Raw genomic sequence first — 694 nt, forward strand, 5'->3', positions numbered from 1 at the left:
GGGGAAGTCGAGGGCCGAGGCCGAGGACGCCGCCTACCAGGCCTGTCTCGTGCACTGGCAATACCGCAATCCAGTTAGTTTTTCCTCCGCCCCCTTGCGGCAGTGCGGCAGTTGCGGCAGTTGCGGCGGCCCCGAACGGGCGGGAGACATCCTGCTCGCCATCGGCATCGCGCCGGATCAGGTCTGGCTGCACGACGGCTGCTGGTCCGCCTGGCACGCTGACCGTGTCGCGCAGGCCGAAGCCTCCCTCGCAGCCATCGGGATACACAGGAGGACGCAGTCATGAACCGCAAGCAACGCCGCACCCAGCAGGCCACGCCTACATCATCATATCGAGCGGACTAGCGCTGAACTGGGCAGGTGAGATGCGCCTGATGTGCATGGATATCGCTTCGCAATAATCGGCCCAGGTGCCGACGCTCGCGCCGCAGCGGAGGCAAAAGACACGCGCCCCATCGTGGACGTCCGCCATCACCCCGACAGCGGGCGAGCCACACGTACTGCAACTAAAACGGCTCTCCGCCGGACATTGTGCGGTCACGGTGATTTTATCATAAGCACAGGCGTCGCAACCAGGGCGGCCACCAGCAGCACCGACCCGATTCTCAACCACACGCCAAGAGACTGCTGACTGAAAAACAACATCACGCCACCTTGTTACGAAAGGTAAGCTAGCTCTCCGCTCTCCATACAG

The 694-nt window shown here is 63.0% G+C and carries 1 pseudogene; it reads left to right on the forward strand.

Annotated features, from left to right (window positions below):
* Nucleotides 1-286, forward strand: a pseudogene (locus AC1DVA_RS28935) (hypothetical protein); the annotation flags it as partial.
* Nucleotides 287-694 lie beyond the last annotated feature (408 nt).

Source organism: Allobosea sp. P4_C6 (assembly GCF_056402015.1).